The organism is Streptomyces sp. NPDC051109 (genome assembly GCF_044455885.1).
Classification (GTDB): domain Bacteria; phylum Actinomycetota; class Actinomycetes; order Streptomycetales; family Streptomycetaceae; genus Streptomyces.
On sequence record NZ_JBITFF010000016.1, the window covers coordinates 75727 to 92502 of the forward strand.

13 protein-coding genes are annotated in these 16776 nt (G+C 71.7%); 10 read left to right on the forward strand and 3 right to left on the reverse strand.

What is annotated here, in order from left to right; translation table 11 throughout:
* Nucleotides 1-28: 28 nt before the first annotated feature.
* The 7 genes from ACIBAD_RS26710 (at nt 29) to ACIBAD_RS26740 (ending at nt 9996) form a co-directional block, all read left to right on the forward strand.
* Complete coding sequence (locus ACIBAD_RS26710) at nt 29-1360, forward strand: acyltransferase (protein ID WP_398908931.1); 1332 nt, start codon at nt 29-31, stop codon at nt 1358-1360.
* Between the two features lie 27 nt (nt 1361-1387).
* A complete protein-coding gene (locus ACIBAD_RS26715; protein ID WP_134073728.1) occupies nt 1388-3184 on the forward strand; it encodes an ABC-F family ATP-binding cassette domain-containing protein in 1797 nt (598 codons plus the stop codon).
* 155 nt (nt 3185-3339) lie between these two features.
* The gene (locus ACIBAD_RS26720; protein ID WP_398908933.1) at nt 3340-4986 is read left to right on the forward strand and encodes a PQQ-binding-like beta-propeller repeat protein; all 1647 of its coding nucleotides are present in this window, start codon (nt 3340-3342) and stop codon (nt 4984-4986) included.
* A 47-nt stretch (nt 4987-5033) separates the two neighbouring features.
* Nucleotides 5034-6812, forward strand: a complete 1779-nt coding sequence (locus tag ACIBAD_RS26725; protein WP_134073732.1) for a PQQ-binding-like beta-propeller repeat protein — start codon at nt 5034-5036, stop codon at nt 6810-6812.
* 144 nt (nt 6813-6956) lie between these two features.
* Nucleotides 6957-7655 (forward strand): response regulator transcription factor, encoded by a 699-nt coding sequence (locus ACIBAD_RS26730; protein WP_134073734.1) that lies wholly within the window; start codon nt 6957-6959, stop codon nt 7653-7655.
* 124 nt (nt 7656-7779) lie between these two features.
* Nucleotides 7780-8727, forward strand: a complete 948-nt coding sequence (gene galE, locus ACIBAD_RS26735) for a UDP-glucose 4-epimerase GalE (RefSeq protein WP_398908936.1) — start codon at nt 7780-7782, stop codon at nt 8725-8727.
* Between the two features lie 504 nt (nt 8728-9231).
* Entirely contained in the window at nt 9232-9996 is a 765-nt protein-coding gene (locus tag ACIBAD_RS26740) for a response regulator transcription factor (protein ID WP_134073738.1), read from the forward strand.
* On the opposite strand, the gene ACIBAD_RS26745 is transcribed toward ACIBAD_RS26740, so the two are convergent.
* The gene (locus tag ACIBAD_RS26745) at nt 9955-10452 is read right to left on the reverse strand and encodes a MarR family winged helix-turn-helix transcriptional regulator (protein ID WP_030297045.1); all 498 of its coding nucleotides are present in this window, start codon (nt 10450-10452) and stop codon (nt 9955-9957) included. The genes ACIBAD_RS26740 and ACIBAD_RS26745 overlap by 42 nt on opposite strands.
* A 173-nt stretch (nt 10453-10625) precedes the next feature.
* Here ACIBAD_RS26745 and ACIBAD_RS26750 point away from each other — a divergent pair, with 173 nt between their 5' ends.
* Nucleotides 10626-11483: a trans-aconitate 2-methyltransferase gene (locus ACIBAD_RS26750; RefSeq protein WP_134073740.1), complete on the forward strand. Its 858-nt coding sequence runs from the start codon at nt 10626-10628 to the stop codon at nt 11481-11483.
* Between the two features lie 2 nt (nt 11484-11485).
* The gene (locus ACIBAD_RS26755; protein WP_134073742.1) at nt 11486-11863 is read left to right on the forward strand and encodes a VOC family protein; all 378 of its coding nucleotides are present in this window, start codon (nt 11486-11488) and stop codon (nt 11861-11863) included.
* A gap of 90 nt (nt 11864-11953) precedes the next feature.
* Here ACIBAD_RS26755 and ACIBAD_RS26760 read toward each other — a convergent pair whose 3' ends face one another.
* Nucleotides 11954-12625: a TetR family transcriptional regulator gene (locus ACIBAD_RS26760; RefSeq protein WP_398909020.1), complete on the reverse strand. Its 672-nt coding sequence runs from the start codon at nt 12623-12625 to the stop codon at nt 11954-11956.
* Nucleotides 12625-13611, reverse strand: coding sequence for a fatty acid desaturase (locus tag ACIBAD_RS26765; RefSeq protein ID WP_134073746.1), 987 nt, complete (start codon nt 13609-13611; stop codon nt 12625-12627). Before ACIBAD_RS26765 ends, ACIBAD_RS26760 begins: the two co-directional genes overlap by 1 nt.
* Nucleotides 13612-13989: 378 nt before the next feature.
* On the opposite strand from ACIBAD_RS26765, the gene ppc reads away from it, so the two are divergent.
* Complete coding sequence (gene ppc, locus ACIBAD_RS26770) at nt 13990-16758, forward strand: phosphoenolpyruvate carboxylase (RefSeq protein ID WP_398908940.1); 2769 nt, start codon at nt 13990-13992, stop codon at nt 16756-16758.
* Nucleotides 16759-16776: the final 18 nt, after the last annotated feature.

Below are 16776 nucleotides of genomic sequence, written 5' to 3' on the forward strand. Positions count from 1 at the left end.
CCCGGGCCCCGGGCGGGAACGTGCACCCATGGGATACGCCGCACACACCGTCAAGGACCTCGCCGAGGCCACCCCCGACAGCCGGGACCGGTACGTCGACCTGCTGCGGGTCGCCTCGCTCGGGACCGTGCTCCTCGGGCACTGGCTGATGGCCGCCGTCAGCAGCGAGGGCATAGGCAACCTGCTCGCCCTCGTCCCCGCGCTCCAAGTGCTCACCTGGGCCCTGCAGATCATGCCGGTGTTCTTCTTCGTCGGCGGGTTCTCGCACGCCCTGTCGTACCGGTCCCTGGCCCGGCGCGCCGACGGGCGGCCCGTCTACGCCGCCTTCCTGCGGGCCCGGCTCCAGCGGCTGCTGCGGCCCACCCTCGTCTTCGTCCTCCTCTGGACCGCCGGGGCACTCGCCGTGCAACTCGCCGGAGGCGGGCAGGGGAAGCTGACCGGGGCCGCCCTGCGGCTGGTCACCCAGCCCCTGTGGTTCATCGGGATCTACCTCGCCATGGTCGCGTTCACCCCGGCCATGCTGAAGCTCCACCAGCGGTGGGGCTGGGGGGCCTTCGCCCTGGCGGCCGGGTCCGCGGCCGCCGTCGACGCACTGCGCTTCGCGCTCACCGTCCCGTACGTCGAGTTCCTGAACTTCGCCTTCGTCTGGCTCGCCGTCCACCAGCTCGGCTTCCTGCGCGCCGACGGCCGGATCACCCGGCCCGGGCTGCTCGCCGCCGCCGGGCTGACCGGCGCCGTACTGCTCGTCGCGTACGGCCCGTACCCGCTGTCCATGGTCGGGATGCCGGGCGAGAAGGTGTCCAACATGGCCCCGCCCACCCTCGCCCTGCTGGCGCACGGGATGTGGCTCGTCGGAGCCGTGGAGCTGCTCAAGGCGCCCGCCGCCGCCCTGCTCGCCCGGCCCCGCGTCTGGCGCCTCGTCGTCGCCGCCAACGGGATCGCCATGACCGCCTTCCTCTGGCACCTCACCGCCATGCTCGCCGTGTACGCCGCCCAGCTCGGCCTCGGCCTGAGCCTGCCCGAGCCCGCCACCGCCGCCTGGTGGGCCCAGGTCCCCGTCCGGCTCGCGGCCGCCGCCGCGCTGACCGGCGTGCTCGTCGCCGTCTTCCGCCGCTTCGAGGCGCCGGGCCGCGGCGGCGTCCGCCCCGGATCCGGGCCCGGCGCCGCCCTCGGCATCACCCTGTGCCTGCTCGGCGTCCTCGGCCTGTCCATGACCGGGCTCGGCGGCCTGCTGGAGGGCCACAGCGCCACCCTGATCGCCCTCCCGGTGACCGCGCCCGCCGCCATCGGCATGGCTCTGGGGGGCTGGCTCCTGGTGGAGCGCCCGGCGTCGGTTCGGAGGGTTAGGCTGAGGGGCTGATCCACACCCTTCCCTGGAGCGCGTCTGATGGCCGTCAATCTGGTCAATGTCGAGGCAGTCGGCAAGGTGTACGGAACCCGTGCCCTGCTCGACGGCATCTCCCTCGGCGTGTCCGAGGGAGACCGGATCGGTGTCGTGGGCCGCAACGGCGACGGCAAGACCACCCTCATCCGCATGCTCGCCAAGCTGGAGGAGCCCGACACCGGCCGGGTCACCCAGAGCGGCGGCCTGCGCATGGGCGTCCTCACCCAGCACGACTCCCTCGACCCCGCGGCGACCATCCGCCACGAGATCATCCGGGACATGGCCGACCACGAGTGGGCCGGCAACTCCAAGATCCGCGACGTGCTCACCGGACTCTTCGGCGGCCTCGACCTCCCCGGCTTCGACCAGGGCCTCGACACCGTCATCGGGCCGCTCTCCGGCGGCGAGCGGCGCCGCATCGCGCTCGCCCAGCTGCTCATCGCCGACCAGGACCTCCTCGTCCTCGACGAGCCCACCAACCACCTCGACGTCGAGGGCATCTCCTGGCTGGCCAAGCACCTCCAGGAGCGCCGCTCCGCGCTCGTCTGCGTCACCCACGACCGCTGGTTCCTCGACCAGGTCTGCACCCGCATGTGGGACGTCCAGCGCGGCTCCGTCTACGAGTACGAGGGCGGCTACAGCGACTACGTCTTCGCCCGCGCCGAGCGCGAGCGCATCGCCGCCACCGAGGAGTCCAAGCGGCAGAACCTGATGCGCAAGGAGCTGGCCTGGCTGCGCCGCGGCGCCCCCGCCCGGACCTCCAAGCCGCGCTACCGCATCGAGGCCGCCAACGAGCTCATCGCCGACGTCCCGCCGCCGCGCGACAAGTCCGAGCTGATGCGCTTCGCCAACGCCCGCCTCGGCAAGACCGTGTTCGACCTGGAGAACGTCAGCGTCCAGGCCGGTCCGAAGGTGCTGCTCAAGCACCTCACCTGGCACCTGGGCCCCGGCGACCGCATCGGCCTCGTCGGCGTCAACGGCGCGGGCAAGACCTCGCTGCTGCGCGCGCTCGCGGAGGCGGCCCGTACGCAGGGCGACGTGCAGCCGGCCGCCGGGTCCGTCACCGTCGGCAAGACGGTCAAGCTGGCGTACCTCTCCCAGGAGGTCGGCGAACTCGACCCGTCCCTGCGGGTCCTGGAGGCCGTGCAGCGGGTCCGCGACCGCGTGGACCTCGGCAAGGGCCGCGAGATGACGGCCGGTCAGCTGTGCGAGCAGTTCGGCTTCACCAAGGAGAAGCAGTGGACGCCCGTCGGCGACCTCTCGGGTGGTGAGCGCCGCCGACTGCAGATCCTGCGGCTCCTGATGGACGAGCCCAACGTGCTCTTCCTCGACGAGCCCACCAACGACCTCGACATCGAGACCCTGACCCAGCTGGAGGACCTCCTCGACGGCTGGCCGGGCTCGATGATCGTCATCTCCCACGACCGGTTCTTCATCGAGCGCACCACCGACACGGTGATGGCCCTGCTGGGCGACGCGAGCCTGCGGATGCTGCCGCGCGGCCTGGACGAGTACCTGGAGCGCAGGCAGCGGATGATCGAGGCGGCCGCCCCGGCCCCCGCCCCGGCCGCCGCCAAGTCGTCTGCTTCCGGGGACTCCCGTGCGGCGAAGAAGGAGCTCCAGAAGATCGAGCGGCAGCTCAACAAGATGTCGGACCGCGAGACGAACCTGCACGCGCAGATCGCCGAGAACGCCACCGATTTCGACAAGGTGGCCAAGCTCGACGCCGAGCTGCGTGAACTCATCGCGGACCGGGACGAATTGGAGATGCGCTGGCTGGAGCTGGCCGAGGAGGCCTAGATTCCGCCGGCCGAAGGCGCCAACCGACCGGATAACGGCGTTGTCACGGGCCGGTCCTCCCTTGGGAACAGGGGCTGGACCGGCCCGATGTAAGGGTGTTGTCAGTGATAGAAAGGTCATCCCCCTACGCCACCCGACGCCGAAGGTATGCGCTGATGACCGAGCCGCCCCAGCCGCCGAACCAGCCGCCCACACCTTCCGGTTACGGTCACCTGCCCGGCCCGCCGCAGCCCGGGTACGGGTACCCGCAGCAGGGTGAGAACCCGTACGCGCAGCAGCCCCCGACGCAGCCCATGCAGCCCATGCCGCCCATGCCGCAGCAGGGCCACTTCCCGCCGCCCCCCGGCATGCCCACCGTCGGCATGCACCAGGCCGGCGGCGCGCCCCAGCCGCCGAAGAAGAAGACGGCCGTCGTCATCGCCGCGGCCGTCGCAGGCGTGCTCGTCCTCGGCACCGGCGGCTACTTCGCCTTCTTCGGCAGCGGGGGCGGGGGCCCGAAGGAGCCCGTCGCGCAGAGCTCCGCCCCGGCCGACGGCAAGCCCTCCGCCGACGTGGACAAGGGCGACGGCAGCGGCACCGGCGCCAAGGACACCGAGGACCTCAACGCCGGCCGCAAGCAGGGCGAGGACAAGACCCTCTGGCTCAAGATGGCCAAGGTCGACGGCCCCGGCCTGGGCGTGGACTCCGCCGGCCAGTGGATCGTCGGCGACACCGTCGTCAAGAGCGTCTGGAAGAACCTCACCGCGTACGGGGTCACCGACGGCAAGGAGAAGTGGACGCTCGCCTTCCCCGCTCCCATCTGCTCCGTCACCAAGCAGACCACCGCCGAGGCCAAGACCGTCGTCATGTTCAAGGACGGCGACGGCGACTCCGCGACCTGCAACCAGATGAAGCAGGTCGACCTCAAGGCGGGCAAGGAAGGCTGGACGAAGGAGGTCCCCAAGGAGGGCCTCTTCGACATCATGACCAGCCCCAGCCTGGGCATCACCGGCGACACCGTCGCCGTCAGCCGCAGCGGCACCGCCAGCGCCTTCAAGGTCAGCACCGGCGACAAGCTGTTCGGCAGCGCCACTGCCGAGGGCTGCAAGCCCGACTCGTACGTGGCGGACAAGGGCAAGATGATCGCCATCTCGACCTGCTACGACGACGCCCTGTCCAGCGAGGTCTCGGACGCCGACCCGACCACCGGCAAGAAGACCTGGACCTTCAAACTGCCGGCCAAGTACAAGGTCGGAGCCGTCTACTCGCTGGACCCCCTCGTCCTCGACATCGGCAACCAGGACAAGAAGGAGCGCGCCATCGTGGTCCTCGGACCCGACGGCAAGCAGCGGGCCACCGTCAGCGGCGAGGGCAGCTTCGCCACCGAGTGCACCAACGGCCTCTTCCGCTCCGTCGAGGTCTGCTCCACCACCGCCGTGGACGGCAACACCCTCTACATGCCGACCGTCGCCGAGTCCCGCAAGGCCAACGAGATCGTCGCCTTCGACCTGGGCACCGGCAAGGTCAAGTGGCGCACCCCCGCCGGGGACGGCCGCACCATCACCCCGCTGAGCGCCGCGAACGGGCAGCTGATCGCCTACCGCAAGGCCACCGACGACCAGGGCGGCGAGGTCCTCTCGATCCCGGCCGCCGGCGGTACGCCCACGGCGCTGCTGCGCAACCCGTCGGGTACGTCCGCTCCGATCGAGAGCTCCTTCTTCACCCCGATCGTCGACTACGCGGACGGCCGGCTCTTCGTCTCCCAGTCCCGCCTCCTCGCCAAGGGCACCGCCGAGAAGCTCCTGATGGTCTTCGGCAAGTGACGAGCAGCGAATCCACCGAGCCGCCCAACGAGAGGCAGTAGCAAGCGATGAGTACCCCGCCGCCCCCCAACCAGCCGCCCGCCGGCGGCTTCGGAGCGCCGCAGGAGCCCGCACCCGGGGGCTTCGGAGCGCCGCCGCCCGTGCCGCCGGCCGCTCCGCAGCCGCCGCCGATGCCGCCGACCGCACCCCAGCAGCCGTCCGTACCGCCGACCGCGCCGGCGGCGCCCGGTGTACCCGCGCAGGGGCAGCCGGCGTACGGCTATCCCCAGCAGGGATACGGCTACCCGCAGCAGCAGCCCCCCGCCGGGGCCGGAGCCCCGCCGTCCTACGGCGCGCCCACGGCCCCGATGTACGCGGCCCAGCCCCCGTCCCCGGCCGGCGCGGCCGGCGGCGGCAACGACAAGCGCACCCAGCTGATGATCGTCGGGGCGGCCCTGCTGGCCATCGTCCTGATCATCGCGGGCGGCTTCTGGTACGTCTCCGGCGATGAGGGCGGCAGCGACAAGCAGCCCACCGCGAACGGCACCACCGGCGGCGACAAGCCCGGCTCCGGCACCCCCGGTTCGGAGAAGGCGCCCGCCAACACGAAGTCGAAGCCGCTGTTCAACCAGCCGAACCCGACTCCGGAAGAGGTCGTCACCGTCGCGGGCTCCTGGCTCACCGACTCGACGTACATCAAGTCGGACGTGGCGAAGGTCGTCGGCTACAACACCGTCGACGGCGGAAAGAAGTGGGAGATCCCGCTCCCGGGCGAGCTCTGCGGCGCCACCAAGCACGTCAGCGACAACAAGACGGCGGTCCTCTTCCGGCCGACCAAGCCCACGCCCGACAACAAGTACCCGGCGTGCACCGAGGTCGGCGTGATCGACCTGAACGCCGGCAAGCTCGTCTGGTCCGGCAACGCCAAGGGCGCCACCACCGGCGACAAGCCCGCCTCCTACTACGAGGTCACCCTCAGCGGCCAGACCGTCGCCGCGGGCGGCACCAGCGGCGGCGCCGCCTGGAACCTCGCCGACGGCAAGTCCCTGTGGACGCCCAAGGTCGACGGCGAGGGCTGCTACGACAGCGGTTACGCCGGCGGCGAGGCCCTCGCCGTGATCCGCAAGTGCGGCCGCGGCGACAACCAGTCGCTGTACGCGCAGACCCTGGATCCGGCCACCGGCGCGCAGACGTCCTCGTACAAGCTCTCGCCGGGCATCGAGTGGGCGTCCATCGTCTCCACCAAGCCCCTGATCGTCGCCGCCGACGTCGGCAAGACCGCCAAGAACGCCACCGGCGTCAGCGACCTCTTCGTCGTCGACCCCAAGGGCGAGCTGAAGGCGCGCATCTCGCTCGCCTCCGGCAACTTCGGCGGCAAGTGCGGCGGCACCGAAGTCGAGAAGTGCGCCGGCTTCGTGGTCGGCAACGGCAAGGTCTACCTCCCGTCGATCGAGCACCAGGGCAAGGCGGAGGTCGGCCGCACCAACGAGCTGGTCTCCTTCGACCTGGAGACCGGCAAGCAGACCACCGACCGCGCCGACGCGGGCGAGCGGTACACCATGTTCCCGCTCCGCATGGACGGGTCGAGCATCATCGCGTACAAGGAGCCCCCGTACGACAAGGGCGGCCAGGTCGTCAGCATCGACGGTACGACGATGAAGGAGACCGTCCTCATGGAGAACCCGGCGGAGAAGGCCAGCCGCACCGCCGAGACCGGTTTCTCGCCGGACTACTCCGAGTACCGCTACCACAACGGCAAGCTCTTCATCTCCCGGACGACGGCCAGGAAGCCGTACTCCGACAAGGGCGACCCCGAGTACCTGTTCGTCTCCTTCAGCGCCAGCTGATCCCCGGCCGATCCCGGCCGTTCACCACAGCGGGCAGAAGCCCCCGGAAGGTCCGCCTTCCGGGGGCTTCTGCGCGGTATCCGCCGCGCACCGTCGAACAAGCGTGTAGCTTGCCGGGTCAGAAGGGTCGGGGGTGGGTGCGCGATGGGCGTACGGGTCATGGTGCTCGACGAGCACCGGCTGCTGGCCGAGGCGCTGGCCTCGGCCCTCAAGCTGCGCGGGCACCGGGTGCTGGCCGCGGCCGCCCCGGCCGCGGGCGCCGCCGAGCTGGTCATCAGCCGGGCGCCGGAGGTCTGCCTGCTGGGCACCGCCACGCCCGCCGAGCCGGGGGTCTTCGAGCCGGTCGTCCGCATCAAGCGGGAACGGCCGCAGATCGCCGTGGTCGTGCTCGGCCCGGTGCCGAGCCCGCGCGGGATCGCGGCCGCCTTCGCCGCCGGCGCCTCGGGGTACGTACGCCACGACGAGCGGATCGAAGGGGTGGAGCGGGCGCTGGCCAAGGCCCGGGCGGGGGAGGTCGCGATCTCCCCGCAGCTGCTCCAGGGGGCCTTCGCGGAGCTGCTCAACCCCGCCGTCCAGCCCGACGACGAGGGCAGCCGGCTGCTGCGGCTGCTCACCCCGCGCGAGGTGGAGGTGCTGGTCCGGGTCGCCGAGGGCGAGGACACCCGGCTCATCGCGGCGGGCATGGAGATCGCGCCGAGCACCGCCCGTACGCACGTGCAGCGGGTGCTGATGAAGCTGGGCGTCGGCTCCCGGCTGGAGGCGGCCGCGCTGGCCGCCCGGACGGGTCTGCTGGACCGGGCGGGGCCTTCCGCGGCGGCCGCCGATTTCCCCGTGGGGCCGTAATCCGGTAAGCCAGTGACCGGCATGTGCACGCGCCCGCGTGCATCCCACCGCGAGAGGCAGTAGACGAGTGAGCGAGACGGCGACTTCCAAGACGGCGGCTTCGGAAACGGCGACTTTCAAATACATGGTCACCGGCGGCGCCGGATACGTCGGCAGCGTCGTCGCGGCGCACCTCCTGGAGGCCGGGCACGAGGTCACCGTCCTCGACGACCTCTCGACCGGCTTCCGCGAGGGAGTCCCGGCGGGCGCCGCCTTCATCGAGGGCCGGATCCAGGACGCCGAGCGGTACCTGGACGCCTCCTACGACGGGGTGCTGCACTTCGCGGCGTCCTCGCAGGTCGGCGAGTCCGTCGCCAACCCGGGCAAGTACTGGGAGAACAACGTCGGCGGCACGCTCGCCCTGCTGGCCGCGATGCGCGGGCACGGTGTGCGCAAGCTGGTGTTCTCCTCCACCGCCGCCACCTACGGAGAGCCCGCCGAGGGCCTGCTCACCGAGGACTCGGTCACCAAGCCCACCAACCCGTACGGCGCCTCGAAGCTCGCCGTCGACCACATGATCGCCGGCGAGTGCGCGGCGCACGGCGTCGCGGCGGTCTCGCTGCGCTACTTCAACGTGGCCGGCGCGTACGGCGAGTTCGGCGAGCGGCACGACCCCGAGACCCACCTGATCCCGCTGGTGCTCCAGGTGGCCCTGGGCGAGCGGGCCTCGATCTCGGTGTTCGGCGAGGACTACCCGACCCCGGACGGCACCTGCGTACGCGACTACATCCACGTCGCCGACCTCGCGGAGGCCCACCTGGCCGCCCTGGAGGCCGCCACCGAGGGCGAGCACCTGATCTGCAACCTCGGCAACGGCAACGGCTTCTCGGTCCGCGAGGTCGTCGAGACGGTCCGCAAGGTCACCGGCGCCGAGATCCCCGAGGTCGTCGCCCCGCGCCGGGCCGGCGACCCGGCGGTGCTCGTCGCCTCCGCGCGCACCGCCCACGAGCGGCTCGGCTGGACCCCGGCCCGCTCGGACCTCACCGGCATCATCACGGACGCCTGGAACTTCACCCGCAAGCACCGTTCCTGACCCGTGCCCCGCCCTCACCCGCGCCCCCCGCACCCGACGGTACGGGGGGCGCGGTGCGTCCGGCGCCGCGCGTACGGCGGCGTGCGCGGGGGAGCGCGGACGGGTGGGGGCGCCGTGGGCGGGCGCGGTGCGCGGGCGCCCGACGTGCACACGCCGGGTGAAAAGCCCTTCGTGCAACTGCCCGCGGCACGGGCCTGCCGGAAACCGTCTTCCAAACCGTCCGTATGGTCGAATTCAGGCCACGACAAACCCGGTTCGCGCCTGCCAAGCCGGAAAATCGCTCGGAAAACTTCTGCTATTCGGCCAACCGCGAGCCGCCCCCCGTTCTACGCTGATGCGTGACACCGGTGGGGGCCGGCGTTGATTCAGGGGTCGAGACACGCCGGGTACGGCGTCCGGTCCGGGGTAGTGCAGAGATGTCTCGGCGGCGGCCGCGGCAGCTGCGGATCACCCGGTCCGGGCGCCGTACCCGCAGTCGTCCGTTCCCCGACCCTTGGGGGTTTTGTGGTTCGCATCCGGGTTCTCGTGGTCGACGATCACCGCATCTTCGCCGAATCGCTCGCAGCCGCGCTCGCGGCCGAGCCCGACGTGGACGTGTCCGCGGCCGGCAGCGGCCCCGCCGCGCTGCGCTGCCTCGAACGGGCGGTGGCCGAGGGCCGCCGCTTCGACGTCCTGCTCGTCGACGCCGATCTCGGCGCCGCCGCGGGGACCGTGCCCGCCCAGCGCGAATCGGGCTCCGGTCCGCCGCCCGGCGCGGACGGGATCGCGCTGGTCGCGGGGGTGCGGGTGTCCCACCCCGGGGTCCGCACGGTCGTGCTCGCCGAGCGCGACGATCCGCGCCGGGCCGCGCACGCCCTCCAGGCGGGGGCTTCCGGCTGGGTGGCGAAGGACTGCTCGCTCTCGCGGCTGCTGGCCGTCGTCCGCGGGGTCCTGCGCGAGGAGACCCACCTGCCGCCCGCGCTGCTCACCGGAGTGCTCCGCGAACTGACCGCCGCGCGCAAGCACCGTACGGACAGCGAGCGGCTCGTCGAGTCCCTGACGCCTCGGGAGCACGAGGTGCTGCGCTGCATGGTGGCGGGGCTGGGCCGCAAGGACGTGGCGGCGCGGCTGTTCCTGTCCCCGCACACCGTCCGTACGCACATGCAGAACGTGCTGGGCAAGCTCGGGGTGCACTCCACGCTCGCGGCGGTGGCACTGGCCCGGCGGGCCGGGGTGCGGCCGGCCGACCTAGCCGGGGATGTTGTCGAACGGAGCGGTCAACTGGCGTAGCAGCGCCGCGAGATCACCGCGCTGGGCCTGGGAGAGCTGAGCGAGGATCGCCCTCTCCTGGGCCAGCAGGCCGGCCAGGGCCTGGTCGGCGCGGTCACGCCCCTCGGGGGTGAGCCGGACCAGCACTCCGCGCCGGTCGTTGGGGTCGGGCAGCCGCTCGACGAGGCCCTTCTTGGCGAGCCGGTCGATGCGGTTGGTCATGGTGCCCGAGGTGACCAGGGTCTGCGTCAGCAGCTGGCCGGGCGAGAGCTGGTAGGGCGCGCCGGCGCGGCGCAGCGACGTCAGGACGTCGAACTCCCAAGGTTCCAGGCCGTGCTCGGAGAAGGCCAGCCTGCGGGCGCGGTCGAGGTGCCGGGCAAGCCTGCTGACGCGGCTCAGCACTTCGAGCGGTTCCACGTCGAGGTCAGGGCGTTCCCGCCGCCATGCCGCAACCAATCGGTCGACCTCGTCCTCCATGCCGATCAGTGTAAGGGGTCTGTCGACATGAAGTCTCTTCAGATCGAGGATCTCGGGGATAGATAACTCGATCCCGTGAATCTTGACATCGAGATATATTTTGAGCGACGATGGGCATGGAGGGTGCCGGAACCGCTTCCGCTTCCGACGCCCGCCAGTAGGGAGGCTCGAACATGCATTCCGATATTGCCTCGGCAAGGATCCCCGCCCCCACCACCCACACCGCGCCCACCTGGGACCCCCAGCAATACCTCCGGCACGCCGGACACCGAACCCGTCCGTTCCTCGACCTCCTGAACCGGATACCCGAGCTCCCCAGCCGCCCTGCCCGCATCGCCGACCTCGGCTGCGGCCCCGGCAACGTCACCGCGCTCATCGCCGAACGCTGGCCCGAGGCCGACATCACCGGCTTCGACCTCTCCCCGGAGATGCTCCGTCGCGCCACCGGCGAGTACGCGGGCAGGACCTCGGGCGGCGGCCGCCTCGACTTCCGCCACGGCGACCTCGCGAGCTGGCTGCCCGAGGAGCCCTACGACCTGATCGTCTCCAACGCGGCCCTCCAGTGGGTCCCGAGCCACCCCGGCTCCTTCGCCGCCTGGATCCACGGACTGCGCCCCGGCGGCACCTTCGCCTTCCAGATCCCCGCCAACTTCACCGCCCCCAGCCACGCCCTGCTCGCCCGGCTCTGCGACACCCCGCGCTGGCGGGGCCGCCTGGCCGGCCACGGCGCCCGATACACCCACCTCCTCGAACCCGCCGAGTACCTGGCCCGGTTCATCGAGCTGGGCTGCACGGTCGACACCTGGGACACCACCTACCACCAGCTGCTCACCGGCCCCGACCCGGTGCTCGACTGGGTCAAGGGAACAGCCCTGCGGCCCGTCCTGACCGCCCTCGGGGACGACCGGGACGCCGTGGACGCCTTCCTCGCCGAATACCGCGACCTGCTGCGCGAGGCCTACCCGCCCGGCCCGCGCGGCACCGTCTTCCCGTTCCGCCGCATCTTCGCCGTGGCCCGCAAGGAGACCTGACCGTGCTGAGCGCAGTCGACCACGTCCAACTCGCAGCGCCGCCCGGCTCGGAGGAACGGCTGCGCGCGTACTACACGCACGTCCTCGGCATGACCGAGGTGCCCAAGCCGCCCGTCCTCGCCGCCCGCGGCGGCTGCTGGTTCGAGGCCGGGCCGGTGCGGCTGCACCTGGGCGTCGAGGAGGACTTCCGCCCCGCCCGCAAGGCGCACCCGGGGCTGCGGGTGACGGGGATAGAGGCGTACGCGCGGAGACTGTCGGACCGCGGCGCCCAGGTCGTCTGGGACGACGACCTGCCGGGGCACCGCCGCTTCTACTCCGAGGACCCCGTGGGCAACCGGATCGAATTCCTGGAAGAACACAGCCCGCAGCCCCCCGCCTGAGCTCCGCCCGTCCCGGTGGACGCGACGGCGCCCCGCCACCGGAGATCCGGTGGCGGGGCGCCAACGCGTGCCGGTGCGCCTCGGCGCCGCTCAGCTCCTGCGGTGGCCGACCAGCCGCGGCTTGGACTCCAGCCCGTCCAGCCCGTGCCAGGCCAAGTTCACCAGATGCGCCGCGACCTCGGCCTTCTTCGGCCGGCGCACGTCCAGCCACCACTGCCCGGTCAGCGCGACCATCCCGACCAGCGCCTGCGCGTACAGCGGCGCCAGCTTCGGATCGAACCCGCGCGCCTTGAACTCCAACCCGAGGATGTCCTCGACCTGCGTGGCGATGTCACTGATCAGCGAGGCGAACGTACCCGTCGACTGGGCGACCGGCGAGTCCCGGACCAGGATGCGGAAGCCGTCCGTATAAGACTCGATGTAGTCGAGCAGCGCGAATGCCGCCTGCTCCAGCAGCTCGCGCGGATGCCCGGCCGTCAGCGCGCCGGTCACGCCGTCCAGCAGCTGGCGCATCTCCCGGTCCACGACGACCGCGTACAGGCCCTCCTTGCCGCCGAAGTGCTCGTACACCACCGGCTTGGAAACCCCGGCCTTCGCCGCGATCTCCTCCACCGACGTGCCCTCGAAACCCTTCTCCGCGAACAGGGTGCGGCCGATGTCCAGCAGTTGCTGACGCCGTTCGGCGCCCGTCATCCGGACCCGGCGGCCACGCCGGGGCTTGTCGCTGCTGGAACTGCTGCCGTCGATCGCCACGTCCCCCATCATGCCGCGTTCGACGCGTTTTCCCTGCGCCGGGCGTCGATGCGGTCCTTGGACGGCCAGCGCACGTCCGTCGCCCACCCCGCCAGCTCGAACCAGCGGATCAGCCGGGCGCTGGAGTCGACCTGGCCGCGCAGCACGCCGTGCCGGGCCGACGTCGGGTCCGCGTGGTGCAGGTTGTGCCACGACTCCCCGCACGAGAGCACCGCCAGCCACCACACGTTGCCGGAGCGGTCCCGCGACTTGAACGGACGCTTGCCCACCGCGTGGCAGATCGAGTTGATCGACCACGTCACGTGGTGCAGCAGCGCGACCCGAACCAGCGAGCCCCAGAAGAACGCCGTGAACGCCCCCCACCACGACATCGTCACCAGACCGCCGACCAGCGGCGGGATCGCCAGCGACACGACCGTCCACAGGATGAAGTCACGCGAGATGCGCCGGATCGCCGGGTCCTTGACCAGGTCCGGGGCGTACTTCTGCTGGTTGGTCTGCTCCTCGTCGAAGAGCCACCCGATGTGCGCCCACCACAGCCCCTTCATCAGCGCCGGGACCGTCTCGCCGAACCGCCACGGCGAATGCGGGTCGCCGTCGTGGTCGGAGAACTTGTGGTGCTTGCGGTGGTCCGCCACCCAGCGCACCAGAGGCCCCTCCACCGCCATCGAACCCATCACGGCCAGCACGATCCGCAGCGGCCGTTTCGCCTTGAAGGAACCGTGCGTGAAGTACCGGTGGAAGCCGATGGTGATCCCGTGGCAGGCCAGGAAGTACATGAACACCATCAGGCCGAGATCCAGCCAGCTCACCCCCCAGCCCCAGGCCAGCGGGATCGTCGCCAGCAGCGCCAGGAAGGGAACGACGATGAACAGCAGCAGGGCGATCTGTTCGACGGAGCGCTTGCTCTCGCCTCCGAGTGTCGCGGAGGGCACGGGGGAGTCGGAATCGGAGGCCGCCGAGGCGTCCTTGATCAGCTCGGGACTGGTGGTCATGAGGGTCCCCTGGGGGGTGAGGAAACGGCAGGCGCCCCTGGCGCCACCCGGGCTACGGATCCGTAACCTACGGCAACGTAAGTATGGCAAAGCCGCCGCCCGGGGCAAGAGGAGCACGGCCGGTTCCGAGGCGCTCTCAAGGGCGCTTGCAGCGGCCCGCGCGCCGCCTGGTGAGACGTTTGGCGAGGCACGAGGCCCGGACACCTATCCTGGTGTCGTCGGACAGCGCGGTCCGTACGGGCAGCCGAGCTGCGCACCAGGTGGGGGACACCCACCGGGCCCCTCCCGGCGACAGTCGGGGAAGGAGTCCGGGCACACCCCCGCGCACCTCGGAGCCCACCTCCCAGTAGCGCTCGAACACTGCAAGGAGCCGCACCTGTGAGCAGTGCTGACCAGGCCTCCTCCACCCCGGCCAACGCCCCGGCCACCGCCGTCGCCGCCGCCAACGCGGAGCTGCGGGCGGACATCCGCCGCCTCGGCGACCTCCTCGGCGAGACCCTCGTACGCCAGGAAGGGCAAGACCTCCTCGACCTCGTCGAACGAGTGCGCGCCCTGACCCGCACCGACGGCGAAGCCGCCGCCGCGCTCCTCGGCGACACCGACCTGGAGACCGCCGCCAAGCTCGTACGGGCCTTCTCCACCTACTTCCACCTCGCCAACGTCACCGAGCAGGTCCACCGCGGCAAGGAGCTGCGCGCCCACCGCGCCGCGGAGGGCGGGCTCCTCGCCCGCACCGCCGACATGCTCAAGGACGCCGACCCCGAGCACCTGCGCGAGACGGTCAAGAACCTCAACGTCCGCCCCGTCTTCACCGCGCACCCCACCGAGGCGGCCCGCCGCAGCGTCCTCAACAAGCTGCGCCGCATCGCGGCCCTCCTGGAGGAGCCCGTCACCGGCGCCGGCGAACGCCGCCGCCACGACCTGCGGCTCGCCGAGAACATCGACCTCGTATGGCAGACCGACGAGCTGCGCGTCGTACGCCCCGAACCCGCCGACGAGGCCCGCAACGCCATCTACTACCTCGACGAGCTGCACGCCGGCGCCGTCGGCGACGTACTCGAAGACCTCGCCGCAGAACTCCAGCGCGTCGGCGTCGAGCTGCCCGCGGGCACCCGCCCGCTCACCTTCGGCACCTGGATCGGCGGCGACCGCGACGGCAACCCCAACGTCACCCCCGACGTCACCCGCGACGTACTGATCCTCCAGCACGAGCACGGCATCACCGACGCCCTCGAACTCGTCGACTTCCTGCGCGGACTGCTGTCGAACTCCATCCGCTACACCGGCGCCACCGAGGAGCTCCTCTCCTCCCTCCAGGCCGACCTCGAACGCCTCCCCGAGATCAGCCCGCGCTACAAGCGGCTCAACGCGGAGGAGCCGTACCGCCTCAAGGCCACCTGCATCCGGCAGAAGCTCGTCAACACCCGCGAGCGCCTCGCCAAGGGCACCCCCCACGAGGAAGGCCGCGACTACCTCGGCACCGCCGAGCTCCTCACGGACCTCACCCTCATCCAGACCTCCCTGCGCGAACACCGCGGCGCCCTGTTCGCCGACGGCCGCATGGACCGCACCATCCGCACGCTGGCCGCCTTCGGCCTCCAGCTCGCCACCATGGACGTCCGCGAACACGCCGACGCCCACCACCACGCCCTCGGCCAGCTCTTCGACCGCCTCGGCGAGGAGTCCTGGCGCTACGCCGACATGCCGCGCGACTACCGGCAGAAGCTCCTCGCCAAGGAGCTGCGCTCGCGCCGCCCGCTGGCGCCCACCCCCGCCCCGCTCGACGCCGCAGGCCAGAAGACCCTCGGCGTCTTCTCCGCCATCAAGGACGCCTTCGAGAAGTTCGGACCCGAGGTCATCGAGTCGTACATCATCTCGATGTGCCAGGGCGCCGACGACGTCTTCGCCGCCGCCGTCCTCGCCCGCGAGGCCGGCCTCGTCGACCTCCACGCCGGCTGGGCCAAGATCGGCATCGTCCCGCTCCTGGAGACCACCGACGAGCTGCGCGCCGCCGACGTCATCCTCGACGCCATGCTCGCCGACCCCTCCTACCGGCGCCTCGTCTCGCTGCGCGGCGACGTCCAGGAGGTCATGCTCGGCTACTCCGACTCCTCCAAGTTCGGCGGCATCACCACCAGCCAGTGGGAGATCCACCGCGCCCAGCGCCGACTGCGCGACGTCGCCCACCGCTACGGGGTCCGCCTTCGCCTCTTCCACGGCCGCGGCGGCACCGTCGGCCGCGGCGGCGGCCCCTCCCACGACGCGATCCTCGCCCAGCCCTGGGGCACCCTCGAAGGCGAGATCAAGGTCACCGAGCAGGGCGAGGTCATCTCCGACAAGTACCTCGTACCGTCACTGGCCCGCGAGAACCTGGAGCTGACCGTAGCGGCCACCCTCCAGGCCTCCGCCCTGCACACCGCCCCCCGCCAGTCCGAGGACGACCTCGCCCGCTGGGACGCGGCCATGGACACCGTCTCGGACGCCGCGCACACCGCGTACCGGGCGCTCGTCGAGGACCCGGACCTGCCGGCGTACTTCTTCGCCGCCACCCCCGTCGACCAGCTCGCCGACCTCCACCTGGGCTCCCGCCCCTCCCGCCGCCCCGACTCCGGCGCGGGCCTGGACGGACTGCGCGCCATCCCGTGGGTCTTCGGCTGGACCCAGTCCCGCCAGATCGTCCCCGGCTGGTACGGGGTCGGCTCGGGCCTCAAGGCCCTGCGCGAGGCCGGCGGCGAATCCGCCCTCGCCGAGATGGGCGCACGCTGGCACTTCTTCCGCAACTTCCTGTCCAACGTCGAGATGACGCTGGCCAAGACCGACCTGCGGATCGCCCGCCACTACGTCGACACCCTCGTCCCGGACGACCTCAAGCACGTCTTCGCCTGCATCGAGGCCGAACACGAGCTCACCGTCCGCGAGGTCCTGCGCATCACCGGCGGCCAGAAGCTCCTGGACTCCAACCCGGTCCTCCAGCAGACCTTCGCCGTCCGCGACGCCTACCTGGACCCGATCTCCTACCTCCAGGTATCCCTGCTGGCCCGCCAGCGCGCAGCGGCCGCCCGCGGCGAAGACCCCGACCCCCTCCTGGCCCGGGCCCTCCTCCTCACGGTCAACGGCGTGGCGGCGGGCCTGCGCAACACCGGCTGACGCCGCGCCCCGGTGTCC

Coding starts and splice junctions, on each gene's coding strand:
- ACIBAD_RS26710 (WP_398908931.1), top strand. CDS start 29: ATGGGATACGCCGCACACACCGTCAAGGACCTCGCCGAGGCCACCCCC.
- ACIBAD_RS26715 (WP_134073728.1), top strand. CDS start 1,388: ATGGCCGTCAATCTGGTCAATGTCGAGGCAGTCGGCAAGGTGTACGGA.
- ACIBAD_RS26720 (WP_398908933.1), top strand. CDS start 3,340: ATGACCGAGCCGCCCCAGCCGCCGAACCAGCCGCCCACACCTTCCGGT.
- ACIBAD_RS26725 (WP_134073732.1), top strand. CDS start 5,034: ATGAGTACCCCGCCGCCCCCCAACCAGCCGCCCGCCGGCGGCTTCGGA.
- ACIBAD_RS26730 (WP_134073734.1), top strand. CDS start 6,957: ATGGGCGTACGGGTCATGGTGCTCGACGAGCACCGGCTGCTGGCCGAG.
- galE (WP_398908936.1), top strand. CDS start 7,780: ATGGTCACCGGCGGCGCCGGATACGTCGGCAGCGTCGTCGCGGCGCAC.
- ACIBAD_RS26745 (WP_030297045.1), bottom strand. CDS start 10,452: ATGGAGGACGAGGTCGACCGATTGGTTGCGGCATGGCGGCGGGAACGC.
- ACIBAD_RS26750 (WP_134073740.1), top strand. CDS start 10,626: ATGCATTCCGATATTGCCTCGGCAAGGATCCCCGCCCCCACCACCCAC.
- ACIBAD_RS26760 (WP_398909020.1), bottom strand. CDS start 12,625: ATGGGGGACGTGGCGATCGACGGCAGCAGTTCCAGCAGCGACAAGCCC.
- ACIBAD_RS26765 (WP_134073746.1), bottom strand. CDS start 13,611: ATGACCACCAGTCCCGAGCTGATCAAGGACGCCTCGGCGGCCTCCGAT.